We start from the raw sequence: 26898 nt of genomic DNA, 5'->3' as shown, positions 1-26898 counted from the left end.
GAGACGGATCCGGGTTGACGATTTCCTGGGGAGGAGTCGAGCGGTGCCGCACCTGCACGACGACGACGGCTACCCGCCGCCCCTCAAGGTGCTCCGGAAGCGTCTCAACGGTGTCTACCGGGAGGATCTGGGATTCTCCGGTCCTACCCGCCGTTATGTGCTGATGGTCGCGTTGCTGGTCGGGCTCGCTTCGGTGCCGACCCTGGCCGTGATCACCGCGGGATCGAACGAGATGTCGGGACGGCAGGGGCCGGGCGCGATGGATGTGCCGTTCCTGCCGCCGCCGGCTGTCGGGCCGGTGCGCCCCTCGCCCTCGGCGACTGCGTCGCCATCGGATCCGCCGCGGGCTGCCGAGCCTGATCCATCATCTGACGCGCCTTCCGGTGCGTCCGTTAATGATCAGCCAAGTGGTACGCGTTCAGCAGGCGTCCCCGGCCAATCGCGGCAGTCGGTCAGTGGATCGCCAAAAAGGGCAAAAAGGGCCGGTAGCGTATTGGTTGCCCCCGTTGTTCCGGATCGCCGCCGCAAGGTGGTACCGATCGATCGCGGGCGTCCCGATCGTCCCCGGGTCCCGGATCGCCCGCGGGTCCCGGATCGGCCCACGGTGCCGGATCGTCCCCGGGTCCCGGATCGGCCGGCGGTGCCGGATCGTCCGCGTGCGCCCGAGGCGCCGGTCGTCCCGGTGGTCCCTGTCGTCCCGGACCTTCCGGTCGTCCCGGAGGAGGATGACATCTCCCAGCCCGACGTGCCGGCCGACCTGCCGTCCATTCCGGATCTGCCCGACGTGCCGTCGGACCCGGGACCGCTCCATCGTGGAGCGCCGCATCCCGACGAGCCGCGACATCACCGGCATCGCCCCTGCGAGAAGGCCACCGTCGGAGAGGCCTGGTCGCGGCGCCGTGGCGATGTGTCCGCCCATCACCCACCAAGCCGGAGGTCAGCAGTGACCGAACGCCCGCAGAACATCCGAGCGGCCCGCATCCTGGAGCAGAGTCATGCCGGGGCGGGCGGCAACGTCCGCCGGTCGATGTCGCAGCCACGTCCGGAGGAGTCCCGCACCGGGAACCGGCCGTACCGCGGTCAGCATCGCGCCGAGCACACGAACCACTCCAGCGAGCACACCGCGGCCTGGCAGCGCAGCACCCGGGTGGGTCGTCATCACGCCGACCCGCAGGACGAGCACCACAGCAACCACCGCTGAGCAACCGCCCGCCGGGGTCACTCGTCGCGGTTGGCTTCGATCCAGGCGTCGATCGCGGCGGCGTCGTTCGGGTCGACGCCCTCGGCCAGCAGCTGCGCCACCGCCGCCGTGGCCGGGCTGCGGCGCTCGCCGGTGGCGTAGAGCCGGGCGAACTCCGGGATCAGTTCCTCCACCGCGGCCTCGGTCTCGGTCACGGCCTGCGCGGGCAGGGCACGGCGGCGAATCGCGTACGCCGACCAGGCGCGGACCACGCGCGGCAGCATCGCGGCGTCGTCCATGTCCAGGACGGCGCGCCGGTGCACCCAGTCCAGCAGGAACAGCCCGGCGACCGTCGGGCTCCATCGCAGCAGGTCGCCGCCGGGCAGGCTGAGCGCGTGGTCCACCAGCAGGCTCAGGCAGAAGTCGAGCGACGCGCTGTCGGCGGGCGAGGCCGAGGCGGCGGCGAGATCGAAGCGGGCCGCCTCCGGCGAGACGAGGAAGTCACGCAGCAGGTCGGCCGGATCGGGCTCGGCCAGCTCGTCCAGCGCGGGCGTGGTGAGCACCGGCAGCAGGGCCAGCCGTGCGGCGGCCAGCGCCCGGTCGGTCGCCAGCGAGCCGTCCGACGGCAGGTCGCCGAGCTCGTCGGTGAGCTCCAGGTGCCGGCCGACCTCGTCGCGCAGCCGCCCCGGGTCCTCGGCGCGGAACCAGATCAACTCGTCGCCGGCGCACATGGTGCGGACCTGGCCGAGCAGCTGCTCGGCCGAGGAGGCGATGAAGACGTCCTTGGTGATGCCGATGTTGTGGTCGACCAGGGCCACCACCGCGTGATCAGGCCCGCCGTCGGCGCCGTTCTCGTAGGCGAACGTGACCAGATAGGACGTCTGGTCGCCGTAGACGTCGCCGTACGCGAAGCAGCCGGTCGGCCGGACCCGGCCGAGCTGGGCGACCCAGGACGGCCCCCGCGCGTCGTGACCGACCTCGGCCGCACCCTCGGCGTCCGGGACGAGGGTCGCGAAGACGTCGCGGATCGTGGTGGCGGCCGGTGTCCGCTGCCGCGCGGTGGCGGTCAGGAACCGGCCCACGAAGTCGCGTACCGCCTCCGCCCGATCGTCGGTCGCGACCGAGTACACACTGCCGAGCAGCGCGGCGCCGAGCATCTCGGCGTCCAGGGCACAGCCCAGCTTGGTGACGTCGCGCGCGGCGTGCAGAACTGCGTCGTACGCGGTCGGGGCAGCCATGCCGCGAGCGTACGCCCGCGGCAGCCACCGGACCTACTCCGAGCGGACCACGCCGAGAGCTTCCCTCGCCTGGGCGTACGCGTTCAGCACGTCCCGAACCGGGGAAACCACGTATCCCCGCCCCACCTCGGTGACGGCCGACCGCAGGCGTTGCTCGGCACGTCGCCGGGCACGCCGGGCGCCCGCCTCGACGACCGGCTTGAGCAACAGCCAGAGCAGCACCCCGGCCAGCAGCCCGCCGAGGAGCAGCAGGGTCGGCAGCGGGACGGCGCCCACCTGGGGATTGTTGAGCTCGGGCAGGCCGAGGACGCGTAGCGCGTACCCCAGGATGAGCCAGCCGAGACCGACTGCCGCGGCGCCGAGCAGGCCCCACTGCAGGATCCCGACGGCCCGCCACCAGAACGGCCGGCGGTCCATCCCGAGGTCGGTCTTGGCGATCGCCCGGTCGAGGGCGTCCGGCAGGTCGTCGGCGCGGGAGCGGGCGGCCGTGGTGATCGCCGGCGCCCAGACGTCCGGGAGCGGCGCGGCGGCCCGGCTGGCCACCGCGCGCACCGAGATGCCCACCGCGGAGCGCTGGGCGGCGTCGGGCGCCGGAACAGAGGTCCGCGGCACGATGTCGGTGGAGACCGCGTCGGTCGCCGGTTTCTCGGCCAGGTGCAGCCGGCTCAGCGGGTCGGGCCGAAGCCGCCGCAGTCCGCGTACCAGCGGCCAGCCGGTCGCGGCCGCGGCCCGGTGCCGGTAGGAGCCGGCCGTGGCGTCGGCCACCGCGGGTACCCCGGCCGAGGCGGCGAGCGACTCGGACAGCTGGCGCACGGTGGCGCGGTCCACCTCGTCCTCGGCGGCCGGCGGACCGATCATGGCGGCCAGTTCTTCGCTGACCGTGTCCAGGTCGGCGGCGAGCCGGCGCAGCGCGGCCTGCCGGTCGGCGACCGTCTTCTCCAGCGCGCTCCGCAGGTCGCCGAGCATGCCGGGCTGTTTCGCCGAGGTGGCCAGGACCGGCGTGCCGGTCAGGCCGTCCTCCTCCAGCAGCCGGGTCAGGTCGCCGAGAACCACCTCGGTGTCGCCCGGTGAGAGCCGGTCGGCCTGGTTGAGCACCACGATCGTGACGCCGGCGTGCGCGCTGAACTGCGAGAGGTATGCCTGGTGCAGGATCCGGTCGCCGTACTTCTGCGGGTCGACCACCCAGACGATCTGGTCCACCAGCCCGAGCAGCCGGTCCACCTCGAGCCGGTGGGCCTGCTCGATCGAGTCGAAGTCGGGCAGATCGAGCAGGATGAGGCCGCGCAACGCCACCTCGTCGTCGCCGTCCAGCGCGCTCTCCCGGACGAACCGCTGCCGGGGCAGCACGCCGACCCAGTCGAGCAGCCGGTTGGCTGCCTCGAGCGGTCCCCAGACGCAGGCGTGCGCCGTGCCGGTGGTCGGCCGGCGCACCCCCACCTGGGAGAGCTTGAACCGGGCCAGCGCGTTGAACAGGCTCGACTTGCCGCTGCCGGTGCTGCCGGCGAGCGCCACGACGGTGTGTTCCAGCGACAGCTCGAGCCGGTTGCCGGCTCGCTCCACCAGCGTGTGCGCGGCCACCAGCTCGCTGTCCGGCAGGTACGGGTCGACGACCCGCAGGAACCGGGACAGCGCCTCGAGCCGCCGGGTGAGCTCACCGGCGTCCACCCGGTCCCGGCTGTCGATGTCGGACAGGCCCTTCTCCACCAGACTCATGACCCCGATCCGGTCAACGCGAGTTCCTTCCTGGCGCCCTCCACCTCGGCGGCGGCCTGGCGCATCAACCCGCCCGGCTCGACCTCGAGGCGAACGGCCGCGGTCCGCTCGGTGAACCGGGCAGCTTCGGCTTCGAACAGTTCGTCCATCCGGGCCAGCAACTCGGTGCGGGCCCGGGTGGCCAGAGTACGGATGGCCTGGTCGCCGAAGACAGCCTCCAGCACCTTCTGCGCGGCGACCGCGCTGCCCGCGCCGGCGGCGACCTCGAGCCCGGTCGGGATGAAGGCGGTCGCGGTGAAGACCGCGATCATCACGGCCAGCCCGGCGCCGTTCACCGCGTAGGCCGCGCCGCGGGCCACCGACCGCTTGTCCGCGGCCTCCCGGCGCACCAGGTCGAGCACCCACTGCTGCCAGTCCCGGACCAGCCGGTCGGCGCGTTCCGGCAGATCGGACGAGGCGCGTTGCAGCTCGGGCGCCAGCAGGGCGGCGCCGGCCGGGTGCGACTGCCAGGCCGCGTACGCCTGCTCGGCCGCGTCGGCGGCCACCCCGCGCAGCAACGTGACGAGCTGCGACTCCATGGCGATCTGGAGCTGGCGGCCCGGCGCCGGGCGGCCGCTGATCGCCGCGAACAACCGGTCCCGCAGGTGACCGACCCGCGACTCGAGGCTGCGCAGGAACTCGCCGGTGCCGATGAACTCCTGCCAGCGGGCCAGCACCTCACCGCGGAGCAGCCGGCCGTCCTGCAGGCCCTCCTCGATCGTGCGGCGCGCGTTGCGATAGGCCGCATCAACCCTTTCATCCAGATTGCGTACGGTCTGGAGTTGCTCGTCGGCAGCCTCGGCCAGCCCGGTCAGCGCGGGGGCGAGGGCGCCCAGGGCTCCGTCCAGCGTCTGCCGCACCACCGCGTCCCGGGCGCCCGCGTCGGCCGCCAGCTTGGCGAACCAGAGCCGCATCGGCCCGACCGCCGAGTCCGGCAGCAGGCCACGGTCGTCCAGCTCGGTCTCCGGGAGCACGAACAACGGCGCCGCGCCCAGGTCGTGTGCGGTGAGCATCTCGCCGAGGTGGGCGGCGATCTCGGCGGCGGCGTCGACCGGCACCCGGTCCAGCACCAGGGCGATCACGGTGCCGCGCAGGCGGGCCGTCTTCAGCAGCTCCCACGGGACGGCGTCGGCGTACCGCGCGGCGGTGGTGACGAAGAGCCAGAGGTCGGCGGCGGCCAGCAGCTGCGCCGCGAGCTGCCGGTTGTGGTCGACCACCGAGTCGACGTCGGGCGCGTCCAGCAGGGCCAGGCCGGGGCCGATGGTCGGCGTGGGCACCACCTGCAGCGCGTTCGCGTCGTTGCTGGGCTCGCCGGTCCGCACCAGGCCGGGCAGCAGGCCGCCCCGGCCGAACCAGCCCTGGTCGTCCGGGTGGGTCACCAGCACCGGGGACCGGGTGGTCGGGCGCAGCACGCCGGCGGTGCTCACCGCCGCCTGGACGAGGCTGTTCACCAGGGTCGACTTGCCGGCGCCGGTGGAGCCGCCGACGACCACCAGCAGCGGCGCGTCGAGCCGTGCCAGGCGGGGCAGCAGATAGTCGTTGAGCTGGGCGAGCAGGGCGGCGCCGACCTTGCGGGCCTCCTCCGCCGAAGGGAGCACCAGCGGGTACGACACGGCGCCGAGCGTGGCTCGTAACCGGCTCAGCGACGTGGCGAGGCGGCCCAGTGCGGGCGGCACCTCGCCGGGTCCGGGGCTGTTCTGCTGATTCACCGGACGGGTCCGGTCCATGCCCGTACGCTCTGATGCGCCACTGTTGTCTTTCTCATCCGGTGCGGCGGGGACGGCGGACAGGGCCGACGGACCGACCGCGTCTCCGTGCGTCGTCACGGGTAAAGCGTGCACGATCTATGCATCCAGGACAACGGGTCCCGGTATGCCGTGACCTGACAGGTATGTAGGTGATTCTTCACCACCTGTCTCAAGGGCTGACTTGCGCCCCTCAGGCTCAACTTCTTTTGGACGGCGTGCGCGCCCGTGGCATCATTGAGTCGGTTCCACTCAACCCTGAACGAACCAAGAGCCTGTTTCAGGCCGAGCCGGTAAGAAGCGAGGAACACCATGGCACGTGCGGTCGGCATCGACCTCGGCACCACGAACTCCTGCGTCAGCGTTCTGGAAGGAGGCGAGCCCACCGTCATCGCCAACGCGGAGGGCTCTCGGACGACTCCGTCGATCGTTGCCTTCGCCCGCAACGGGGAGGTGCTCGTCGGTGAGGTCGCCAAGCGGCAGGCGGTGACGAACCCGGACCGGACCATCCGTTCGGTCAAGCGTGAGGTCGGCACCAACTGGTCGATCGACATCGACGGTAAGAAGTACACGCCGCAGGAGATCTCCGCGCGTGTGCTGATGAAGCTCAAGCGGGACGCCGAGGCCTACCTCGGTGAGCAGATCGCGGACGCGGTCATCACCGTCCCGGCGTACTTCAACGACGCGCAGCGCCAGGCCACCAAGGAGGCCGGTGAGATCGCCGGTCTGAACGTCCTGCGCATCGTCAACGAGCCCACCGCGGCCGCCCTGGCGTACGGGCTGGACAAGGGCTCCAAGGAGCAGACCGTCCTGGTCTTCGACCTGGGCGGCGGCACCTTCGACGTCTCCCTGCTGGAGCTGGGCGACGGCGTCATCGAGGTGAAGTCCACCTCCGGTGACAACCACCTGGGCGGCGACGACTGGGACCAGCGGATCATCGACCACCTGGTCAAGACCTTCCGCGGCGAGCACGGCATCGACCTGTCCCAGGACAAGATGGCTCTGCAGCGTCTGCGTGAGGCCGCGGAGAAGGCGAAGATCGAGCTCTCCGCCGCCACCACCACCAGCATCAACCTGCCGTACATCACGGCCGGCGCGAACGGCCCGCTGCACCTGGACACCACGCTCAGCCGGTCCGAGTTCCAGCGCATGACGCAGGACCTGCTGGACCGCTGCAAGGGCCCGTTCGAGTCCGCGATCAAGGACGCCGACGTCAAGCTCTCCGACATCGACCACGTCATCCTGGTCGGCGGCTCGACCCGGATGCCGGCGGTGACCGAGCTGGTGCAGACCCTGATCGGCCGTGAGCCGAACAAGGGCGTGAACCCGGACGAGGTCGTCGCGGTCGGCGCCGCTCTGCAGGCCGGTGTGCTCAAGGGCGAGGTCAAGGACGTCCTGCTGCTCGATGTGACCCCGCTGTCGCTGGGCATCGAGACCAAGGGCGGCATCATGCACAAGCTGGTGGAGCGCAACACCACCATCCCGGCGCACCGCTCCGAGGTCTACACGACGGCGGACGACAACCAGCCCTCCGTGCTGATCCAGGTCTACCAGGGTGAGCGCGAGATGGCGGCGTACAACAAGAAGCTCGGCACCTTCGAGCTCAGCGGCATCGCGCCCGCGCCGCGCGGCGTGCCGCAGATCGAGGTCTCCTTCGACATCGACGCGAACGGCATCGTGCACGTGTCCGCCAAGGACCTGGGCACGGGCAAGGAGCAGAAGATGACGATCACCGGTGGCTCCGCGCTGCCGAAGGACGACATCGAGCGGATGATGCGCGACGCCCAGGACCACGCGGACGAGGACAAGAAGCGCCGCGAGGACGCGGAGACCCGCAACCTGGCCGAGCAGCTGCAGTGGCAGACCGAGAAGTTCCTCGCGGAGAGCGGCGACAAGCTCCCCGAGGACAGCAAGAACAAGATCGGCGAGGCGCTCGGCGAGCTGCGTGGCGCGCTGGGTGGCACCGACATCGAGAAGATCAAGTCGGCGCACGAGCGGCTGTCCCAGGTCTCCCAGGAGGCCGGTTCGCTGCTCTACTCGCAGGGTGAGACCCCGCAGGGCGCGCCCGGCGGCGCGGACGCCCCGGGTGGCGCGGGTCCCGCGGGCGGCGCGCCCAACGCCGGCCCGGCCGCCACCGGTGGCGACGACGTCGTGGACGCCGAGATCGTGGAGGACGACAAGAAGTGAGCGCCAAGGACGACGAGAACGACGGTCCGGCGACCGAGCGGGAAGTCATCCAGGGCGAGATCGATGAGATGGCCGCAGAGACACCCGCCGACGAGCCGGCGAAGGGAAAGCCGGGCGGGGCGCATCGCGCCCCGGACGAGCCGGACCAGGCTCCGGTGACCGAGGGGAAGTCGGGGCTCGGCGCCGAGCTGGCGGCTCTGCGCAACGAGCTCGAGGAGCGGACCCACGATCTCCAGCGGGTCACCGCGGAGTACGCGAACTACCGCAAGCGGGTGGATCGCGACCGGGGGGCGGCCGCCGAGCTGACCACCGGCAAGGTGCTCACCGGTCTGCTGCCGGTCCTGGACGACATCGACCGGGCCCGTGAGCACGGCGACCTGGTCGGGCCGTTCGCCTCGGTGGCCGAGCAGCTCACCGCGGTGACCGGCAAGCTCGGGCTGGTCGCGTTCGGGGAGAAGGGTGATCCGTTCGACCCGAACCGGCACGAGGCGGTCGCCCACCAGACGTCCGCCGACGTCTCGGAGCCGACCTGCGTCGAGGTGATGCGCCGTGGTTACACGCTGGGCGAGCGGCTGCTCCGCCCGGCGATGGTCGCGGTCGCCGACCCGGAGTGAAACACTTCCGTCCCGCCCGCCGGTTCGCCGGCGGGCGGGACCACACCCGCACCGTCGAGGAGGTGGACTGAATGAGCTCGAAGGACTGGCTCGAGAAGGACTTCTACGCTGTCCTCGGCGTGAACAAGGCCGCCTCTCCCGACGAGATCAAGAAGGCGTACCGGAAGCTGGCCCGGGACCTTCATCCCGACCGGAACCCGGGCAACAAGGAGGCGGAGGAGAAGTTCAAGGCCGCTTCCGAGGCGTACGACGTGCTGGCCGACGACAAGAAGCGCAAAGAGTACGACGAGATGCGCTCCCTGTTCGGCTCCGGCGCGTTCCGGCGCGGCGCCCGGACCGGTGGCGGCGCCCAGTTCGATCCCTCGGACCTGTTCGGCGGCTTCTCCGGCGCCGGCGGGGCGGGCGCCGACCGGCGGTTCGGCGGGAGCGGCTTCTCCGACATCTTCAGCTCGATCTTCTCCGGCGGCGGGGGACCGCCCGGCCCGGCGCGGCGCGGACCGCAGCGCGGCCGGGACGTGGAGACCGAGGTGACGCTCGACTTCTCCCAGGCCGTCCGGGGCACGACGCTGCCACTGACGTTGCGGACGCCGGGCGCCTGTGACACCTGCCGCGGGTCAGGCGCCAAGCCCGGTACCACCCCGCGGGCCTGTCCCAAGTGCCACGGCACCGGGCTGATCTCCAGCAACCAGGGCTCGTTCAGCTTCTCCGAGCCGTGCCGGGACTGCCAGGGCTCGGGCAGCATCGTGGACGAGAAGTGCCCGGAGTGCCGTGGCTCGGGCGGCATCACCAAGAGCCGCACGATCAACGTGCGGTTCCCGGCCGGTGTCGCCGACGGCCAGCGGATCCGGCTCAGCGGCCGGGGCGAGCCGGGCGACCGCGGCGGTCCGGCCGGCGATCTGTACGTGCAGGTCCGGGTCCGGGCGGACGATCTGTTCGGGCGCAGCGGCGATGATCTGACGCTGACAGTGCCGATCACCGTCGCGGAAGCCGTGCTCGGCACCGACCTGCGGGTGCCCACCCTGGACAACCCGGTGACGCTGCGCGTCCCGCCGGGCACCCCGAGCGGCCGCAAGCTGCGGGCCCGTGGCAAGGGCGTGGTCCGCAAGGAGGGCCAGGCGGGCGACCTGATCGTCACCGTCGAGGTGCAGATTCCGACCGGCGTCAGCGGCGAAGCACGGGACGCCCTGGAGAAGTTCGCGAAACTGACTCCGCCGCCGGCGCGGGAGCGGCTCGACGCGCGCCTGCGCCGGACCACTGGTTAGGGCCTATCGGGAGGTGGCACATGTATGAGGAGATGAGCATCTCTGTTGAACAGGCCTCCGACGCGAAGGTTTTGATCATCTCGGTGGCCGCCCGGCTCGCCGGCATGCACCCGCAGACCCTCCGCCAGTACGACCGGCTCGGGCTGGTGCAGCCCGGCCGGGCGGGCGGCGGTGGCCGGCGGTACAGCGAGCGGGACGTCGCGCTGCTCCGTGAGGTGCAGCGGCTCAGCCAGGACGACGGCGTCAACCTGGCCGGCATCAAGCGGATCATCGGGTTGGAGCAGCTCGTCGGCGACCTGCAGCAGCGGGTGGCCGAGCTGGAGCAGCAGATCGACCAGGCGTACTCGCGGATCGCCCAGCTCGAGGCGATGCGCAGCCCGTACGCCGGTCGGGACCTTGTGCGGCAGGAGAGCCACTCGACGGCGCTGGTGGTGTGGCGCCCGAGGCGTTCGCCCGACAGATAGCAGTAACGGCGGCCCCTCGAGGAGCCGCCGTTACTTCATGTAGTGACCGCCTGGATGCGGAGAGTCAGCGCCGGTTGAAGAGTCCGAGGCGCCGCGGGTGGCGGACCAGTCCGCCCTCCATCCAGTCGTGGTGATCGAAGAGCTCCGGCCGGGTCATCAGCACCCGGCAGTTGTGGGCCCAGATCTGCATCGGCTCGTCGCCGACCTCCTCGGCGCGCTCGACGAACTTCTTCAGCCGGCGCTTGCGCTGCCCGCTCGCGTTCTGTCGCACGCCGTCGGCGCCGTAGATGTACATGCAGTGCTGCGCGAACCGGCGGGCCGGGCACTGCCGGTCCATGGCCAGCTCGAACAGGGTGGGCCCGAGCACGTCGCCCGAGATCAGCAAGTCCCAGTCCTTCGGCATGGAGCTCAGTGGGACCGAATCGGGGTTGTAGGCCCAGGACTGAAGCTCGTCCGGGCGGGGATCCACGGGGTTGCCGAAACCGAGGAATGTCGCTTCTCGCACGCTCACGCCGCCGCCTCACTCAACCGTTCACTGCGCGCCACCGTCGGGTCGCCGTCGGTGGCAGTGTCGAACGTCCCAATACTCAGAGTCGTCGAGGCGCAACGGTAGCGCGCAACGTGTGTCAACGGAAGTGTCAAGGGCTCACATTCGGATACTGAGCGGTAACTTTGGGCTTTATCGATGGAGACGCAGGTCACTCCGCGGTCGGCAGGGGTTTCGCCATCTCGCGGGTGGCTGCCATCCGCCGGCGCACCCACTCCTTGAACCAGCGGTAATCGGGCAACCGTGCCAACATCGGACCGGTGACCACCGTGATCAACACGTAGGCCGTGGCGAGCGGCGCCAGCCGGGGATGCACCCCCACGGCCAGCCCGGCGATGACGATCGAGAACTCGCCCCTCGGCATGAGGGCGAGACCGGTGCGGAGCCGGCCGGGGAGGGCGATGCCGGCCCGGCGGGCCGCGAGATAACCGGTCGCCACCTTGGTCGCCATGGTCAGCACGGCCAGAGCGAACGCGGGCAACAGCACCGGCGGCATGTCCGCCGGATCCGTGGAGAGCCCGAAGAAGACGAAGAAGACCGCGGCGAACAGGTCCCGCAGCGGCGTGAGGATCTGTGTGGCGTGGTGCGCCACCGGGCCGGAGAGCGCGATGCCGACCAGGAAGGCGCCGACCGCCTCGGAGACCTTCAGCTCGCCGGCCACCCCGGCGATGAACAGCGTCATCCCGAGCACGCTCAGCAGCAGGGCCTCGGGATCCTTGACCGACATGAAACGGCTGATCTCACCGCCGTACCGGATCGCCACGACCAGCACCGCGATCACCGTGACCACCGCGACGCCCAGCGTGCTGAGCCCGGGGATCAGGCCGGTGCCGGCCAGCACCGCGGTCGTGACCGGCAGGTAGAAGGCCATCGCCAGGTCCTCGATCACCAGGACCGAGAGGATCACCGGCGTCTCCCGGTTACCCACCCGGCCCAGGTCGCCGAGCACCTTGGCGATGACACCGGACGAGGAGACCCAGGTGATGCCGGCCAGCACCAGCGCCGCCTGCCAGCCCCAGCCGAGCAGCAGCGCGAACGCCGCGCCGGGCAGCGCGTTGAGCAGCATGTCGATCAGCCCGGCCGGCGCCGCCGAGCGCATGTTGTCCACCAGCTCGTTGGCCGAGTACTCCAGGCCGAGCATGACCAGCAGCAGGATCACGCCGATCTGGGCGCCGATCTCGATGAACTCCTCGCTGGCCCGCAGCGGCACGATGCCGCCGCTGCCGAACGCGAGACCGGCCAGCAGGTAGAGCGGAATCGGGGAGAGACCGAAGCGCCGGCCCAGGCGACCGAGCATGCCGAGGCCGAACAGCAACGCGCCGATCTCGATGAGCAGGATCGTCGTGTGATGTTCCACGGCGCTCAGTCGTCGTCGTCGCCGGCCAGGATGGCGGTGACGCCCTCCAGGCCCTTGCGCGTCCCGACCGCCACCACGACGTCGTTCGCCTCGAACTTGAACTCCGGTCCGGGCGAAGCGATCACCTCGCGGTCCCGCAGCACCGCCACGATGGAGGCGCCGGTGCGGCTCCGGGTGCGCGTGTCGCCCAGCTTGCGGCCCACGAACGGGGAGCCGGCGGGCAGGGCGATCTGCTCGGTGAGCAGCCCGGCGGCCTGCTGTCGCAGACCGGCGAGCTGGCCGAGCATCAGCGACGCGCCGAGGACGTCGGCCAGGGCCTCGGCCTCGTCGTCGGTGAGCGGGATCGAGGCCAGGCTGGAATCGGGATCGTCGACGTCGTACAGCACCAGATCACGCCGGCCGTTGCGGTGTGAGACCACTCCGACCGTGCGACCCGACGAGGTCACCAGATCATGGCGGACGCCGATACCCGGCAACGAAGTCTGTTCCACCCGTACGCGCACGATCCCCACGTTAGCCCGCAGAGCGTCCGGTTCGTGCCGCGCGGGGGTATTACACCTGTTCAGCCGGAGATTTGTGATCGACTCCGGCGATCTTCGAGGCGCCCGGTGGCCGGAAGACCAGCAACAGGATCAGGCCCAGCACGCTCAGCCCCAGGTTCAGCCCGTACGCCAGCCGGAAGCCGAACTCCTGGGCGAGCCCGAAGAGCGGGGCCGCCAGGATCTGCCCGATCGGGAACGTGTTGCTGAACATCGTGCTGGCCCGGCCGGGATACCGGGGCATCAGATCCTGGAAGTAGGAGATGCCGAGGCCGGAGGCGGCCGCGATCAGGATGGCGTTCGGGACCTGGGCGGCCGCCAGCATCCACACCGACGTCGCCGACCAGACCAGACCCTGATAGACGACCCCGCAGACGGCGCCGACCAGGATGATCCGGCGTAGCGGGACCCGGGTGGAGAGCCAGCCGAAGCCGAGCATCAGCGGGATCTCCAGCGCCGCGCAGAGCCCCAGGATCAGGCCGGCGTCACCGACCGAGCCGTCCAGCTCGGTGCTCACGAACAGCGGCATCGCCTGGACGCTGAGCACCATCGAGGTCTGCAGCAGGGTGAAGCCGATCAGGATCGGATAGACCACCCACGGCGCACGGGTCGAGCCGGCCGGGCCCTCGCGGTGCGTGGCCGGCGCCTCCACCTCGGGCAGCCACCGGATCACGATCAGGGCGGCGAGCAGGTACATCACGGCCGCGGCGCTGTAGACGTAGCGGAAGTCCCCGGCCTCCAGGAGGAACGCGGCCAGCGTCGGGCCGCCGACCCAGGCGATCGAGAACACGGTGCGGAGCGTGCTGGTACCCATGGCGGCCCGTTGGGGGTCGTCGCTCTGCAGCACCTGTCGCGCGTACGCGAAAGATTGTGGGAAGAGCGACCCGGCGACTGCCGTGGCCGTCGCGGTCAGCGCGAGCAGCACCCAGTAATCGCGGATGAACGCGGTGAGCCCGGTGCCGGCGCAGCCGGCCAGCGCGGCGATGATCAGCAGCGTCCGCCGCATCGGCCGGCTGTCCGAGACGCGGCCGATGGCCCAGGACATCGCGACACCGGAGAGTGACGCGGTAACCAGGAAGAAGGTGACCTGCACGGGGCTCGCGCCGACCGCCGTGCTGAGGAACATGCCGAGGAACGGGCCGACCACTGCGGTGGCGATGCCGACGGTGAGGAACACCAGGCCGAGAGGCAGCAACCGGCGGGAAAGCGACACGACTCCTGACGTTACGGCTTCTTTCCAGTCGATGGCTCGCGCCGGTGGTAACCGTCACCGTGGCGCAGGGGTGTTGTGGGCGCGCTAAAGTTGAGCGGAAGCCGCTCAAGTCTGCCCACATAAGTCTGCCCGGTCGGATCCAGGGGAGCTGATGAACACCGAACGTTTGACCACCAAGAGCCGCGAAGTGATCACCGCCGCGGTCGCCGACGCGGGCCGTCGCGGACACGCCACGGTCGAGCCGTGGCACATGCTGCTGTCGCTGCTCGACACCGGGGGTTCGACAGCGACCGCGCTGTTGCGTGCGGTCGGCGCCAACCCGGCGGACATTCGCCGCGCCGCCGCTCGCGCGATCGAGCAACTGCCCTCGGCGCGGGGGGCCAGCACCGCCGAGCCCAGCCTCTCCCGTGAGTTCGTCAACGCCATCGGCTCGGCCGACCTGATCGCCAAGCCGCTCGGCGACGAATATGTGTCGACCGAGCACCTCCTGGCCGGCCTGGCACGGGTCGGCGGCGCGGTGAGTCTGACACTCAAGGACGCCGGCGCCACCGAGGAGGCGCTGGTCGCCGCGTTCCCGCAGGTCCGCGGCGGCGAGCGGCGGGTGACCAACGCCGACCCCGAACAGACCTACAAGTCGCTCGAGAAATACAGCGTCGACCTCACCGCGCTGGCCCGGGACGGCAAGATCGACCCGGTCGTCGGGCGGGACGCCGAGATCCGCCGAGTGGTGCAGGTGCTCTCCCGGCGGACCAAGAACAACCCGGTACTGATCGGCGAGCCGGGCGTCGGCAAGACGGCCATCGTCGAGGGCCTGGCCCAGCGGATCGTGGCCGGCGACGTGCCGGAGACGCTGCGCGACAAGAAGCTGGTCTCGCTCGACCTCGGCGCGATGGTCGCCGGCGCGCAGTACCGCGGCCAGTTCGAGGAGCGGCTGAAGAGCGTCCTCGAGGAGATCCGCGGCTCGAACGGACAGGTCGTCACGTTCCTCGACGAGCTGCACACGGTCGTCGGCGCCGGGCGCGGCGAGGGCTCGATGGACGCCGGCAACATGCTCAAGCCGATGCTGGCCCGGGGTGAGCTGCGCATGGTCGGCGCCACCACCCTGGACGAGTACCGCGAGCACATCGAGAAGGACCCGGCCCTGGAGCGGCGCTTCCAGCCGGTCGTGGTCGGCGAGCCGACCGTCGAGGACACCATCGGCATCCTGCGCGGCCTCAAGGGGCGGTACGAGGCGCATCACCGGGTGCAGATCACCGACGCCGCCCTGGTGGCGGCCGCCAGCCTGTCGGACCGCTACATCAGCGACCGGTTCCTGCCGGACAAGGCCATCGACCTGATCGACGAGGCCGCCTCCCGGCTGCGCATGGAGATCGACTCTCAGCCGGTCGAGCTGGACCAGCTGCAGCGCCAGGTCGACCGGATGCGGGTGGAACGGCTCGCGCTGGAGAAGGAGACCGACCCGGCCTCGGTGGCGCGGCTGGAACGCCTGATCGCCGACCTCGCCGACCGCGAGGAGGAACTGACCGCCCTCACCGACCGGTGGGAGCGTGAGCGCGGTGGCCTGAACCGGGTGGGTGAGCTGAAGCAGCGGCTCGACGAGGCGACCGCCGCGCAGGAGCGCGCGCAGCGCGACGGCGAGCTGCTCGAAGCCTCCCGGCTGCTCTACGAGGTGATTCCCGGACTGGAGAAGGAGATCCAGGCGGCGTCCGAGTCGGAGCAGGAGGACGCCGAGCCGCCGATGGTGAAGGAGGAGGTCGGCGCCGACGACATCGCCGAGGTCGTCTCCTCATGGACCGGCATCCCGGCCGGCCGGATGATGGAGGGCGAGACTGCCAAGCTGCTGCGGATCGAGGAGTCGCTCTCGGCCAAGGTGATCGGGCAGAGCGAGGCGGTCGCCGCCGTCGCCGGTGCGGTCCGCCGGGCCCGGGCCGGCATCGCCGACCCGGATCGGCCCACCGGCAGCTTCCTCTTCCTCGGCCCCACCGGTGTGGGCAAGACCGAGCTGGTCAAGGCCCTCGCCGGGTTCCTCTTCGACGACGAGCGCGCGATGGTGCGCATCGACATGAGCGAGTACGGGGAGAAGCACTCCGTCGCCCGCCTGGTCGGCGCGCCGCCCGGTTACGTGGGGTACGAGGAGGGTGGCCAGCTCACCGAGGCGGTGCGGCGCCGGCCGTACAGCGTGGTGCTGCTCGACGAGGTGGAGAAGGCCCACCCCGACGTGTTCGACCTGCTGCTCCAGGTGCTCGACGACGGCCGGCTCACCGACGGCCAGGGGCGCACGGTCGACTTCCGCAACGCCATCCTGGTGCTGACCTCGAACCTCGGCTCGGCGAACTCCGACTTCACGCTCACCGACGAGGAACGGCACGACGAGGTCCTGGCGGCGGTCCGGGCGCACTTCAAGCCGGAGTTCCTGAACCGGCTCGACGACATCGTGGTCTTCCACGCCCTCACGAAGCAGGACCTGACCGCGATCGTCGACATCCAGCTGGCCCGGCTGCGCAACCGGCTCGCCGAGCGGCGGCTGGCGCTGGAGGTCACGCCCGAGGCGGTGGACTGGCTGGGTGAGCACGGGTACGACCCGATCTACGGTGCCCGCCCGTTGCGCCGGCTGATCCAGTCGAGCATCGGCGACCTGATGGCGAAGGCGCTGCTGGCCGGCGAGATCCGCGACGGTGACACGGTCGTGGCCGAGCTCGGCCAGGCCAAGGACGGTCTGTCGGTCCGGCGCGGCTGAGCCCGGTGACACGAGAAGGGCCCCGGGGGTTTCCCCGGGGCCCTTCTCTCAGCGTGCTTGTTGATGCCGGTATGCCTGGGTCATCAACACGTCCGTGATGGCGTGCTCGCCCTCGTCGGACCAGATGCGGATGCCGTCGCGGTGCAACTGATATCGGACGTCTTTGAAGCGGGTCCGAGTGTCGTCATGGTGCACGATGGTCAGCGTGTCGGCGTGGGGCATGGGTGTCACCGGTCCTTGAGTCTGGGGCGGCCGCGGTGTGGTCACGCGGCCTGCCTAACGGGAAAGGTGCCTGTAGCCGGTCTGCCTCGGCCCCGAAGCTGTGTGTGCGGGGCGGGCGACTCGTGCGGGCACGGCGAACCACCGGAGGTCTCTGCTGCCGGGTGGACGCCACGGAATCGAAGTTTAGGGGGCTGGTCCTGCCGTGTCGCCCCCCGAACGAGCGACCCTTTGTGGTAGTTGGGACCATCGTCGCCTGATGTTGCCACATGGTCGCCGACCGTGAGGGGCGCTCGCGGGATATGGCGCTCGGCCGATACCGTAAGTGGATCTAGAGGAGGGCAGTGTGACCGTTCCCATATATTCCCCGCCGAACCCCGCACCGGTCTCGCGGCCGACCGCCGTGACCGCGTCGGTGATGCTGCTGTACGCCATCGCCGGGGCACAGGCGCTGATCGGGGTCGCGTTCCTGGCCACCCTCGGCTCGATCCAGGAGGCGTTCCGCAACTCCTACGGCGGCACCGAGTTCGACAGCGAGATGACGGCCTTCGTCACCGGGTTCCTGGTGGTGATCGCAGTGATCTACCTGCTCGTCGCGGGCGGCCTGGTGGTCCTGGCAATCTTCAACGGCCGTGGCAAGAACCCCGCCCGGATCGTCACCTGGGTGTTCGCCGGGATCGGGCTCTGCTGCAACACGCTGGCGGTCATCGACTCGGTGCCGGCGGCGGTCGGCAGCAGCGCGGGCGACGGCGGCGGCCCGAGCGACCGGCAGATCGAAGCCGATCTCGCGGCGAACCTGCCGGCCTGGTACGAACCGACGGTCGCACTGCTGGCACTGATCAGCATGGTGGCGCTGCTCGCGGTGATCATCATGTTGGCGCTGCCGTCGTCCAACGCGTACTTCCGCAAGCCGGTGATGTGGAACCCGCCGTACCCGGGCTACCCGCAGCCCGGTTACCCGCAGCCGGGACAGCCGGTCTATCCCGTCGGTCAGCCGGGTTACCCCGGCCAGCCTGGCCAGCCCGGCTACCCGGGTCAGCCGGGTCAGCAGCCGGGTTACCCGCCCGCTTACGGTCAGCCGTACCCGGGGCAGCCAGGTTCCCCGGTGGTGCCGCCGAGCGGCCCGGGAGCGGGCGCCTATCCGGGCGCGCCGGGGCCCGGGTCCCCGATCGTCCCGCCGAGCGCTCCCAACGCCGGACCGGGCGCCTATCCCGGTGCGCCGGGCCATCCCGGCGCTCCGGGCCACCTCGGCTCTCCCGAGCAGTACGGGCAGCCGGGACAGCCGGCGCCCGGCCTCCCGCCGTACCCGGGGCAGTCCGGCGCTCCTGGCTCCGTGCCGGACTCGCCGGAGCACCCCACCGATCACGGCCCGGCCAGCGACCCCTGGGCCGCCCCGCCCGCCGACCCGCCGTCGGGTGACCAGCAGCACCGCCCGCCGACCGACCCGGCCTGATCGACGACCACCGGACCGGGCTGCTCACAGGTGGCCCGGTCCGGCCACGTCACAGCCCCGTAAGCGGTAGGTTTTGGCCAGCCGAACCCGCGGGAGCCATCGATGTCGTACGCCGCTCAGCCACCTGTCACCGCGTCGCCCGCCGGCACCCGGCCGGCCGCTGTGACGACTGCCGTCGCCCTGCTCTGGACCATGGCGGTGACCGGCCTGGCGTACGCGATAGCCATGGTGGCGATCGCCCCGTCCACCGTCAGCCGGTTCCGTGACGCCACCGACGGCTCCGAGCAGGCCGTTTCGTTCATCGCGGTGATCTGGCTCGACGCCGCCGTGGCCGCGGCGCTGGCGATCCTCATCGTCGCGCTCTTCGTCGTGCTGGGTCTGGGGCTGCGGCGCGGCAGCCGGCTGGCCCGCGGGGTGACGCTCGGGGTGTGCGCCCTCGGCATCGTCGGCGGGCTGGCCTCCCTGATAACGCTCGGCGTGCAGCGGTCCGGGGAGGCGCTGGCGGGTTCCGTCGGCGAGGCGCTCGGCAACGCGTACCCGAACGGGTGGCTCGGCCTCAACGCGGCGGTGGCGGGTGCTCAGATCCTCGCTTACCTGCTGGTGGGTGCGCTGCTGTTGATAGCGCCGCGGCAGTTCTTCGGTGGCGTGGCGGCCGGCGCCCCGCAGGTTCCGGAGTCCGGCTCCGGTCCGTTCGGCGGCTTCGACCCAGCTTCGCCGTCCTCCGGGGCCGGCTGGCCCCCGGCGCAGCCTTCCGGCGCCGGCTCTCCGGGGCACGGTGGCGGCTTTCCGGGGCACGGCGCCGGCTTTCCGGGGCACGGCGCCGGCTTTCCGGGGCACGGTGGCGGCTTTCCCGGGTACGCGCCAGGCGCGGTGCCTCCTGGTGCCGCCTTCCCGGGGTACGCGCCGGTCCAGGCGCCCGGTTACGGGCCGGTCCCCGGCGGCTACCCCGTCCCCGGTGCCTACCCGCCGCCCGGAACCGGCGCCTACCCGCCGCCCGGGCATGGCGCCTACCCGCCGCCCGGATATGGCGCCCCGGCCGATTGGGGCCCGCCTCCGGCGCCGTTCCCTTACGGTCCGTCACCACAGAATGGCTACTCGTCCAGTTACTCTCCGTATGCTCCGCCGTCCGTAACCACCTCCCCGCCGACAGCGGCGGAGGGTGCGCCCGCGTCGGCGGAACCCGTCTCCGCCCCTATTCCTCAGGCGCAGTCGGAGGCCTCCGGCATACCGGCCACTTCGGAGCCGCAGCCGCCGATCGCTTCCTCTTCGGCAAACCTGAATGAGTCAAGCGTCACAACGCCGATAAGCAACCGGCCGGAGTGGACCGACGCCGAGCCCGAACTAAAGTCGTCCGAACCCGATCAGAGTTCATCTCCGGGGCCCGCCGACAAGCCGCCGGCCCGAGCAGAAGACGAGTTCTGGTCACGACCGTCCGACTCGGAGCCCCGCGGGGATCGCTAAGCCGGGCCCGTATCGACGACTGTGGGTCACTCGAACGGGTACGGTCCGTTTCTGTTGCCGTCACCCGATCGGCTGTCCGGATAGATCTAGATCGGCCGGACGGTGGGTGTTTTCGCCTCAACGGACAAACGTCTTAGGCGTCGTTCACAGGACCTTCACAGCGCGACCACCAGGTGATCCTGGGGTCTGCGCGGGTACCGTACCGACAGTAACGGCTTTGAGCTGCATCTATGGCACGGGCGAAAGGGCGAGATCCAGTAAACCTTGTTTACAGAAACCGGCAAAGCCATGGGTCAATAGTTCGGTTCCGCCCCGGCGGGGCGAAAGATTCCGGTTTCCTTCCAGCAAGTACGCTCGATGTCATGGAAGCACGGGACGACCTGCGTAAATTCATCACTGAATTGCCCGTCGCGCAGCGTGGCGTCGTGCTTTCATCGGGTCAAGAGCTGTTGGGTTCGGAGTGGGTCGTCAAATGATCGCGCAGTGTGGCGTGATGCTGTCGATGCGTTCCGTGCCGGGTCATCGTCCGCCTTCGGTGATCCGAAACAATCGACGAATTGACGATGTGGCCCGGCTCACTCCGGAGACGGGGATCGAGAGCTCGACACGGATAGGTAGCGACCAGATGGCGGCTGAGGCGTTGCAGGAGGCAGAGACCGCAGTCGGTGTCGGGGCGCCGGTTGGTCGAAGCAGGGTGCGGCGGGGGCTCCCGGGCCACCGCCTAGATCAACCGACCTGGCGATCGATGTCGGCCTTACGGCCTGAAAGTTAGCCGGTTCGTTCCTGCACACATGCAGGAGAATCGATGCAGTTGGTGGAAGGATGGAGATCGTGGGAACTGCGTTGGCGGAAATGACGATGCCTCAGATCTCGCCGCTTGCCGGCGAGCCTATTGAACGCGCTGACGCCGAGCGCCTGGCGGGAGTGCTGAAGGCGCTCGCCGACCCGGCCCGGCTGCGGCTGCTGAGCCTGATCCAGTCCGCTACGGACGGTGAGGCTTGTGTCTGCGACCTGACGGCTCCTTTGGGCCTCTCGCAGCCGACTGTGAGTCACCACCTCCGGATTCTGACGGAGGCCGGCTTGCTCGAGCGGGAGAAGCGGGGGGTGTGGGCGTACTACCGGCTGGTTCCGTCCGCCATCGCCACCATCGCCGACCTGCTCACCCCACCTCGTAAGCGGGCCACGAAGAAGGCGCGCTGAGAGGTTGGGCAACGCCTGGCGTCACCGAGTCGGGGGAGGAACGTGACGCCAGGCCGAGGAGCAGGCCAAAGGGGAGAACGGTGAACTACGTTCCCGGTGACCTGCGTGATCAGCTCGCGCACGTGGGTTATGACGTGGTCCAGGCCGGTCTCGTGTGCGGATCGGGCGGCAACCTGTCCGCCCGGATCCCGGACGAGGACGCCATCTGGATCACCGCGAGCGGCTCGTGGCTCGACCGGCTCAGCCGGAACACCTTCGCGGCGATCCGGCTCTCGGACGGCGAGCCCGCGACGGTGGGCGCCCTCCCGGCGCCGCGGATCGAGCCCACCAGTGAAATGGCGCTGCACCTGGCGCTCTACCGGGCCCGGCCGGACGTGAACGCCGTGGTCCATCTGCACCCGCAGACCGCACTGCTGCTCGACGCGCTCGGCGAGCACATCCGGATCGTCACCACGGACCACGCGTTCTATCTGCGCCGGGTCTCGACGGTGCCGTTCCGGCTGCCGGGCAGCACCGAGCTCGCCGCGCTCACCGCGGCGATGGCCGCCGACGGCACCGACTGCCTGGTGCTCAGTCAGCACGGCTGCGTGGTGATGGGCGACTCCGTGGAGATCGCCCACAAGCGGGCCCGCAATCTCGAGGAAGCGGCCGGGCTGACCTACCGGGCGCTGGCCGCGGGACGGCTGGAGAACCTCCGGGACTGCCCGGAGGAGTTCCTGGACCGGCTGCAGGGAGCCGGCGCCGTCCGCGTCTGACACAGGTCTGCGCACTCGAGCGGGCCGTCACGGCATTCCTCCTGCTGGACGTCGATGCCGGTCGGCCGTAACAGCCGGCCGGTACGTCCGTGGAGAGAGCCGGGCAACCACTCACAGCGAGTTGCTACCCGGTGCCCGTACCCTGGTGCGTCGAAGCGGCAGTGGCGACCGCCGCCGGGCAGTGCGAGGAGACGATTTCGGCATGGGTGGCATCACCGACTGGATCACCGAGTGGGTCTTCCGGCTCATCGACGCGATGGGCGCGGTCGGCGTCGGCCTCCTGCTGTTCCTGGAGACCGTGGTCCCGCCGATCCCGTCGGAGCTGATCCTGCCGCTGGCCGGCTTTCGGGCGCGCGACGGTGATCTGAACGTCTTCGCCGTCTGGACCACCGCCACGATCGGTGCCGTGGCCGGCGCGCTGGTCCTCTACTACCTCGGGGCATGGCTCGGTTACGACCGGCTGCACGCCCTCGCCGGCAAGCGCTGGTTCGTCCTCGCCACCCGCGCCGACGTCGAGCGGGGTTACGCCCTGTTCGAGAAGTACGGCACCTGGCTGGTCCTGGTGGCCCGCTGCATCCCGATCGTGCGGAGCCTGATCTCGCTGCCCGCCGGTGTGGCACGTATGTCGATCACGCAGTTCCTGCTCTACACCACCATCGGCAGCGGCATCTGGAACGCCGGTCTGGTCGGTTCCGGCTGGCTCCTGGCCGACAACTGGGAGCGCGTCGAGGGTTACCTCAGCCCGGTCAGCAAGATCGTGCTCGCGTTGGGCGTCGCCTTCGTGATCTTCCTGGTGGTACGCCGGATCCTGGCCCGCCGCCGGGCGCTGGCGGCGGGTGTGGACCCGGCCGAGGCGGACGTCGACGGCCGGCCGGCTCCCGACATCGACGGCCTGGGCGACCCCAACCACTACCCGACAGCCGCCGTGCGGCACCCGGCCCGCGGTGTGGCCCGGGTGCGGGACGACCAGCAGTAGGACCGTCAGGCCGCGTCAGGGGCCGCCTGCGTGGTGACTTCGGGTGCGCAGCGCACCCGAAGTCACCACACCGGCTCAGAGCCTCGGGTCGACCGGTTCGGACTCGGCGGCCAGGATGGCGAAGACGAGCTCGTGCACCCGCCAGGCCGGGGCGCCCTCGGCCAGCCGGTCCAGCGCCGCCAGCCCCAGGCCGTGCTCGCGCAGGGCGAGCGAGCGCTTGCGACCGAGGTTGCGCCCGCGCAGCCGGTCCAGCTGCTCCGGCCGGGTGTACTCGGGACCGTAGATGATCCGCAGGTACTCCCGGCCCCGGCACTTCACCCCGGGCTGCACGAGCCGGCCCTTGCCGTCGGTCGCGGCCAGCCCCACCCACGGCTTGACCACCATGCCCTCGCCGCCGGCCGCGGTCAGCGTCATCCACCATTCGGTGGCGGCGGCCTCCGCCGCCGGATCGGCGAGATCCACGATCATGCGGCGGGTGGGCGTGAACAGCTCGGTGTCCGTCGCGACCAGCCGGTCCGCGAGAGCCAGGTGCCAGTCATGGTCCTTCTCTTTCGCGTACGAGACTCCGGCGCCCGCGAGCACCGCGAACGGCGCCAGCGTGACACCGGTGAGTCCATCGGTCGGCTTGACGTAGGCCCGGTACGCCGCCGAGTACCCGTCGATCTCGGCCGACCGAAGCTCCAGCCGGTCGCGGAGCGCCCCGACGTCCAGCCCCCGGGCGCCGGCCTGCTCGAGCACCGCCAGCGCCGCCGGCAGCGCCGTCCGGCCGGCGGCACCCACGCCGGCGTAGTGGTCGCGGATCAGGGATCCGGCCTTCGCCGACCAGGGCAGCAGCTCGGCGTCGAGCAGCAGCCAGTCGGTGTCCAGCTCGGCGAGGATCGGTGCGGCCGCGGCCCGGACCCGGGCGAGCAACGGCTCGTCCAGCTCCGGCCCGAAGAACGGCCGGCCGGTCCGGGTCCAGATCGCGTCCCCGGCGCCGGAGGCGGAGATCCGCACCACGGCCCGGGAGCCCATGTGCTTCTCCTCGCACACCACCCGGTCCACCCCGGCGGCGCGCAGGTCGGCGAAGGCGGACGACGGGTGCTCCAGATATCCCTCCACTGTCGAGCTGCTGCACGGCGCCATCGTCGGCGGCAGCCACACCAGCGTCTCCGGGTCGACGGCGAACCGGCCCATGACCTCCAGGGCGGCCGCGGCGTTCTCGGCCGGGACGGTCGTCCGCCCGTACCCGTAGTCGATGTGACGACGGCCTGTCACGTCCGCGATGTCCAGGCCACCCTCGGGCCTGGCCGCAACCGTGACCAGGGGCCGCACCGGCGCGTAGTACTCCTTCGCCGCCGGCACCGAGACCAGCTCGCGGTCCGGCCAGCGCAGCGCCGTGAGCGCGCCGCCGAAGACGCAGCCGGTGTCCAGGCAGATCGTGTTGTTGATCCACTCCGGCACCGGGGTCGGCACATGGCCGTAGACGACCGCCGCCGAACCGCGGTAGTCCTTCGCCCACGGGTAACGGACCGGCAGGCCGTACTCGTCGGTCTCCCCGGTCGTCTCGCCGTAGAGCGCGAAGCTGCGCACCCGGCCGGAGGCCCGGCCGTGGTACGCCTCCTTGAGACCGGCATGCGCGACCACCAGCCTGCCGTCGTCGAGGACGTAGTGGCTGACCAGGCCCTCGATGAAGCCGCGGACCTCCTGCACGAACTCGTCCGGCTCCGCGGCGAGCTGCTCGAGCGTCTCCGGCAGGCCGTGGGTGAGCTGCACGTTGCGGCCGTTCAGCTTCCGGGCCAGCTTCTGCTCGTGGTTGCCGGGCACGCAGATCGCGTGTCCGCCCGCGACCATGCCCATCACCAGCCGCAACACACCCGGTGAATCCGGCCCGCGGTCGACCAGGTCGCCGACGAAGACGGCCTTGCGGCCCTCCGGGTGTACGGCGTCCACCGGCCGGCCCAGCTCGTCGCGGACCAGGGCCCAGCCGAGCTCGCCGAGCAGCACCTCCAGCTCCGCCCGGCAGCCGTGCACGTCACCGACGATGTCGAACGGCCCGCGCTCGTCCCGCCGGTCGTTGAACAGCTTCTCGTAGCGGATCCCGGCCGCCGCGATCTCCTCGGCGCCCCGCAGCACGTGGATCTTCCGAAAGCCCTCCCGGGACAGCTGCTTGAGCGAACGGCGCAGGTCACGGTGCATGCGGGTCAGCACCTGGCGGCCGAACGTCCGGTCGGCACGCGCCTGCGTGCGCTCCCACGCCAGCGCCTCCGGGACGTCCAGCACGATGGCGACCGGAAGGACGTCGTGCTCCCGGGCCACCTTCACCAGACCGGCGCGGGCGTGCGACTGCAGGTTGGTCGCGTCGACCACGGTGAGCCGGCCGGCCGCCAGACGCTTGGCCGCCACGTGATGAAGCACCTCGAAGGCGTCGCCGGACGCCGACTGGTCGTTCTCGTCGTCGGCGACCAGCCCCCGGAAGAAGTCCGAGGAGAGCACCTGGGTCGGCTTGAAGTTGTTCCGCGCGAACGTGGACTTGCCCGAGCCGGAGATGCCGACCAGCGCGACGAGCGCGAGTTCGGGAATGTCGAGGATCATGCGGTCACGTCCGTCCGGGCATCGTTGCGGAACAGGGCGAGCTGGGTGGGCGCGCCGGTGGTCTCGTCGGGATCGCCGACACCGCGGATCGTCACGGTGTAGCCGTACGTCTCGGCGATCCGGCCGGCCCAGGCGGCGAACTCGTCGCGGGTCCACTCGAACCGATGGTCCGAGTGCCGCATCCCGGTGAGCCCCTCGTAGTGCACGTTGTACTCGACGTTCGGCGTGGTCACCACGACGGCGGCCGGCTTCGCGTGGCCGAAGACCGCGGCCTCCAGCGCGGGCAGCCTCGGCAGGTCGAGGTGCTCGATCACCTCCATCAACACCGCGGCGTCGAAGCCGCGCAGCCGATCGTCGCGATAGGTGAGCGCGGTCTGGACCAGCCGGATCCGGTCCTTCTGCCGCTCCGGCAGCCGGTCCAGACGCAGCCGGCGTGCGGCCTGGTCGAGCGCCCGGCTGGAGACGTCGGCCCCGACGATCTCGGTGAACTGCCGGTCCTTGAGCAGCGCGGTGAGCAGTGCACCGCCACCACAGCCAAGGTCGAGCACCCGGGCGGCGTTCACCTCGGTGAGCGCGGCGATCACCGCGTCCCGCCGCCGGCCGGCGAGCGGCGCCTTCCGGGCCACCGGCAGCTCGGCGTCCTCCTCGGTGGCCGTCTCCCGGTCCGCGTCGGCGTCCAGCAGCTGCAGGGCGGTGGTGGTCAGCGACTTCTGGTGCGCCAGGTAGCGACGGGCGATCAGCACCTTCTCCGGGTGACCGGCGAGCCAGCCCTCACCCGAGCGCAGCAGCTTCTCGATCTCGTCCGGCGCGACCCAGTAGTGCTTGCCGTCGTCCAGCACCGGGAGCAGCACATAGAGGTGGTTGAGCGCGTCCGCGAGCCGCAGCGTGCCGGCCAGCCGCAGCTCGACGTAACGGCTGTCGCCCCCGATCTCCGGCTCCAGCGGGACCGGCGCGGCCGTCACCTGCCAGCCGAGCGGCGTGAACAGGCGGGTCACCAGGTCGAGGGTGCCGCGCAGCACCGGAACGTGGATCTCCAGCGGGATCGCGGTGGCGGCCAGCTCCGGCCGGTCCTTGGAGGCGCCGCGCAGCGCGCTGCGGAAGACCTTGGCGAGCGCGCCGGCCAGCAGGCTGGAGGCGGCGTACGGGCGATCGTTGACGTACTGGCTCAGCTCGAAGGCGTCCTTCTGCGCCCGCAGCAGCTGCGGATCGACGTCCAGCAGCAGAGCGGCGGTGCACCGCTCCTCGGTCGCCTCGGGATAGAGGACGTACGCCGTACCGGTGGGCACGGCGAAGGAATGCACCCGGTCAGGGTGCTTGACCAGCAGATATCCCAGGTCGGTCGCAGGCCGATGGGTGGTCGTCAGAGTGAGCAGCACCCGACGATGGTCCCAGCGCGGGGCGGAACGGGCGATCCATTTGCGGTCC

Annotated in this window: 21 protein-coding genes; 11 read left to right on the top strand and 10 right to left on the bottom strand. The window is 71.0% G+C overall.

Annotated features, from left to right (window positions below):
* Nucleotides 1–943: 943 nt before the first annotated feature.
* On the top strand, nt 944–1201 hold the full coding sequence (locus tag AC0NH5_RS28720) for a hypothetical protein (RefSeq protein ID WP_474409728.1): 258 nt from the start codon (nt 944–946) through the stop codon (nt 1199–1201).
* Nucleotides 1202–1218: 17 nt separating this feature from the next.
* Here AC0NH5_RS28720 and AC0NH5_RS28715 read toward each other — a convergent pair whose 3' ends face one another.
* The 3 genes from AC0NH5_RS28715 to AC0NH5_RS28705 are packed head-to-tail and all read right to left on the bottom strand — an operon-like array spanning nt 1219 to nt 5996.
* Entirely contained in the window at nt 1219–2418 is a 1200-nt protein-coding gene (locus tag AC0NH5_RS28715) for a hypothetical protein (RefSeq protein ID WP_474409727.1), read from the bottom strand.
* A 33-nt stretch (nt 2419–2451) separates the two neighbouring features.
* Nucleotides 2452–4131, bottom strand: coding sequence for a GTPase (locus tag AC0NH5_RS28710; RefSeq protein ID WP_474409725.1), 1680 nt, complete (start codon nt 4129–4131; stop codon nt 2452–2454).
* On the bottom strand, nt 4128–5996 hold the full coding sequence (locus tag AC0NH5_RS28705) for an ABC transporter (RefSeq protein ID WP_474409724.1): 1869 nt from the start codon (nt 5994–5996) through the stop codon (nt 4128–4130). Before AC0NH5_RS28705 ends, AC0NH5_RS28710 begins: the two co-directional genes overlap by 4 nt.
* 231 nt (nt 5997–6227) lie before the next feature.
* Here AC0NH5_RS28705 and dnaK point away from each other — a divergent pair, with 231 nt between their 5' ends.
* The 4 genes from dnaK (at nt 6228) to AC0NH5_RS28685 (ending at nt 10442) form a co-directional block, all read left to right on the top strand.
* Nucleotides 6228–8102 (top strand): molecular chaperone DnaK, encoded by a 1875-nt coding sequence (dnaK, locus tag AC0NH5_RS28700; RefSeq protein ID WP_474409723.1) that lies wholly within the window; start codon nt 6228–6230, stop codon nt 8100–8102.
* Nucleotides 8099–8716 (top strand): nucleotide exchange factor GrpE, encoded by a 618-nt coding sequence (gene grpE, locus AC0NH5_RS28695; RefSeq protein WP_474409722.1) that lies wholly within the window; start codon nt 8099–8101, stop codon nt 8714–8716. The genes dnaK and grpE overlap by 4 nt, the downstream gene beginning before the upstream one ends.
* Before the next feature lie 71 nt (nt 8717–8787).
* Nucleotides 8788–9978: a molecular chaperone DnaJ gene (gene dnaJ, locus AC0NH5_RS28690; protein WP_474409720.1), complete on the top strand. Its 1191-nt coding sequence runs from the start codon at nt 8788–8790 to the stop codon at nt 9976–9978.
* Nucleotides 9979–9998: 20 nt separating this feature from the next.
* Nucleotides 9999–10442 (top strand): heat shock protein transcriptional repressor HspR, encoded by a 444-nt coding sequence (locus AC0NH5_RS28685; RefSeq protein ID WP_474409718.1) that lies wholly within the window; start codon nt 9999–10001, stop codon nt 10440–10442.
* A gap of 64 nt (nt 10443–10506) precedes the next feature.
* Here the strand turns inward: AC0NH5_RS28685 and AC0NH5_RS28680 are convergent, their stop codons facing one another.
* The 4 genes from AC0NH5_RS28680 to AC0NH5_RS28665 all read right to left on the bottom strand — a co-directional run bounded on the left by AC0NH5_RS28680 (nt 10507) and on the right by AC0NH5_RS28665 (nt 14098).
* The gene (locus AC0NH5_RS28680) at nt 10507–10953 is read right to left on the bottom strand and encodes a hypothetical protein (protein WP_474409717.1); all 447 of its coding nucleotides are present in this window, start codon (nt 10951–10953) and stop codon (nt 10507–10509) included.
* Nucleotides 10954–11140: 187 nt separating this feature from the next.
* Entirely contained in the window at nt 11141–12286 is a 1146-nt protein-coding gene (locus tag AC0NH5_RS28675) for a cation:proton antiporter (RefSeq protein ID WP_474409910.1), read from the bottom strand.
* A 65-nt stretch (nt 12287–12351) separates the two neighbouring features.
* On the bottom strand, nt 12352–12849 hold the full coding sequence (locus AC0NH5_RS28670; protein WP_474409716.1) for a cation:proton antiporter regulatory subunit: 498 nt from the start codon (nt 12847–12849) through the stop codon (nt 12352–12354).
* 49 nt (nt 12850–12898) lie between these two features.
* On the bottom strand, nt 12899–14098 hold the full coding sequence (locus tag AC0NH5_RS28665; protein ID WP_474409715.1) for a sugar efflux transporter: 1200 nt from the start codon (nt 14096–14098) through the stop codon (nt 12899–12901).
* A gap of 151 nt (nt 14099–14249) precedes the next feature.
* On the opposite strand from AC0NH5_RS28665, the gene clpB reads away from it, so the two are divergent.
* On the top strand, nt 14250–16835 hold the full coding sequence (clpB, locus tag AC0NH5_RS28660; protein ID WP_474409713.1) for an ATP-dependent chaperone ClpB: 2586 nt from the start codon (nt 14250–14252) through the stop codon (nt 16833–16835).
* 48 nt (nt 16836–16883) lie between these two features.
* On the opposite strand, the gene AC0NH5_RS28655 is transcribed toward clpB, so the two are convergent.
* Nucleotides 16884–17057 (bottom strand): hypothetical protein, encoded by a 174-nt coding sequence (locus tag AC0NH5_RS28655; protein ID WP_474409712.1) that lies wholly within the window; start codon nt 17055–17057, stop codon nt 16884–16886.
* 343 nt (nt 17058–17400) lie between these two features.
* On the opposite strand from AC0NH5_RS28655, the gene AC0NH5_RS28650 reads away from it, so the two are divergent.
* From AC0NH5_RS28650 to AC0NH5_RS28630, 5 genes are all read left to right on the top strand, one after another.
* On the top strand, nt 17401–18507 hold the full coding sequence (locus AC0NH5_RS28650) for a hypothetical protein (protein ID WP_474409710.1): 1107 nt from the start codon (nt 17401–17403) through the stop codon (nt 18505–18507).
* A gap of 102 nt (nt 18508–18609) precedes the next feature.
* Nucleotides 18610–19968 carry a hypothetical protein gene (locus AC0NH5_RS28645; protein ID WP_474409709.1) on the top strand — a complete coding sequence of 453 codons (1359 nt, stop codon included), beginning with the start codon at nt 18610–18612 and terminating at the stop codon, nt 19966–19968.
* Between the two features lie 822 nt (nt 19969–20790).
* Nucleotides 20791–21168: an ArsR/SmtB family transcription factor gene (locus AC0NH5_RS28640; protein ID WP_092549981.1), complete on the top strand. Its 378-nt coding sequence runs from the start codon at nt 20791–20793 to the stop codon at nt 21166–21168.
* Nucleotides 21169–21248: 80 nt separating this feature from the next.
* On the top strand, nt 21249–21923 hold the full coding sequence (locus tag AC0NH5_RS28635) for a class II aldolase/adducin family protein (RefSeq protein ID WP_474409707.1): 675 nt from the start codon (nt 21249–21251) through the stop codon (nt 21921–21923).
* Nucleotides 21924–22125: 202 nt separating this feature from the next.
* Nucleotides 22126–22899, top strand: coding sequence for a DedA family protein (locus tag AC0NH5_RS28630; protein WP_474409706.1), 774 nt, complete (start codon nt 22126–22128; stop codon nt 22897–22899).
* Nucleotides 22900–22974: 75 nt separating this feature from the next.
* Here the strand turns inward: AC0NH5_RS28630 and AC0NH5_RS28625 are convergent, their stop codons facing one another.
* Both AC0NH5_RS28625 and AC0NH5_RS28620 read right to left on the bottom strand, forming a co-directional pair.
* Complete coding sequence (locus AC0NH5_RS28625) at nt 22975–25473, bottom strand: polynucleotide kinase-phosphatase (RefSeq protein ID WP_474409705.1); 2499 nt, start codon at nt 25471–25473, stop codon at nt 22975–22977.
* Nucleotides 25470–26849, bottom strand: a complete 1380-nt coding sequence (locus AC0NH5_RS28620; protein ID WP_474409704.1) for a 3' terminal RNA ribose 2'-O-methyltransferase Hen1 — start codon at nt 26847–26849, stop codon at nt 25470–25472. The genes AC0NH5_RS28625 and AC0NH5_RS28620 overlap by 4 nt, the downstream gene beginning before the upstream one ends.
* Nucleotides 26850–26898 lie beyond the last annotated feature (49 nt).

Source organism: Actinoplanes sp. 13, assembly GCF_056134165.1.
This window is presented reverse-complemented; position numbering and strand designations above follow the sequence as displayed.

Coding starts and splice junctions, on each gene's coding strand:
- AC0NH5_RS28715 (WP_474409727.1), bottom strand. CDS start 2,418: ATGGCTGCCCCGACCGCGTACGACGCAGTTCTGCACGCCGCGCGCGAC.
- AC0NH5_RS28710 (WP_474409725.1), bottom strand. CDS start 4,131: ATGAGTCTGGTGGAGAAGGGCCTGTCCGACATCGACAGCCGGGACCGG.
- dnaK (WP_474409723.1), top strand. CDS start 6,228: ATGGCACGTGCGGTCGGCATCGACCTCGGCACCACGAACTCCTGCGTC.
- dnaJ (WP_474409720.1), top strand. CDS start 8,788: ATGAGCTCGAAGGACTGGCTCGAGAAGGACTTCTACGCTGTCCTCGGC.
- AC0NH5_RS28685 (WP_474409718.1), top strand. CDS start 9,999: ATGTATGAGGAGATGAGCATCTCTGTTGAACAGGCCTCCGACGCGAAG.
- AC0NH5_RS28675 (WP_474409910.1), bottom strand. CDS start 12,286: ATGCTCGGTCGCCTGGGCCGGCGCTTCGGTCTCTCCCCGATTCCGCTC.
- clpB (WP_474409713.1), top strand. CDS start 14,250: ATGAACACCGAACGTTTGACCACCAAGAGCCGCGAAGTGATCACCGCC.
- AC0NH5_RS28655 (WP_474409712.1), bottom strand. CDS start 17,057: ATGCCCCACGCCGACACGCTGACCATCGTGCACCATGACGACACTCGG.
- AC0NH5_RS28645 (WP_474409709.1), top strand. CDS start 18,610: ATGTCGTACGCCGCTCAGCCACCTGTCACCGCGTCGCCCGCCGGCACC.
- AC0NH5_RS28640 (WP_092549981.1), top strand. CDS start 20,791: ATGGAGATCGTGGGAACTGCGTTGGCGGAAATGACGATGCCTCAGATC.
- AC0NH5_RS28630 (WP_474409706.1), top strand. CDS start 22,126: ATGGGTGGCATCACCGACTGGATCACCGAGTGGGTCTTCCGGCTCATC.
- AC0NH5_RS28625 (WP_474409705.1), bottom strand. CDS start 25,473: ATGATCCTCGACATTCCCGAACTCGCGCTCGTCGCGCTGGTCGGCATC.